Source organism: Bacillus cereus group sp. BfR-BA-01441 (assembly GCF_022663075.1).
GTDB classification, from domain to species: Bacteria; Bacillota; Bacilli; order Bacillales; family Bacillaceae_G; genus Bacillus_A; species Bacillus_A cereus.
The window spans coordinates 1-221 of record NZ_JAKUEU010000412.1 but is presented as its reverse complement, the minus strand read 5'-3'; the positions used below and the strand labels follow the sequence as shown (position 1 = coordinate 221).

Sequence of the window (221 nt, the reverse complement as noted above, 5' to 3'; positions counted from 1 at the left end):
AAGCTAAAGAAGAAGAGAAAGCGCAAGAAATAGCAAAAGCTAAAGAAGAAGAGAAAGCGCAAGAAATAGCAAAAGCTAAAGAAGAAGAGAAAGCAAGAGAAATAGCAAAAGCTAAAGAAGAAGAGAGAGTAAGAGAAATAGCAAAGGCTAAAGAAGAAGAGAGAGCGAAAGAAGTATCTAAAAACAACATACAGTCTGCTAAACGTGAATTAACGGTAGTA

At 35.3% G+C, this 221-nt stretch carries 1 pseudogene; it reads left to right on the top strand.

The features are described from left to right. Positions 1-221, top strand: a pseudogene (locus MR107_RS32140) (enterotoxin); the annotation flags it as partial.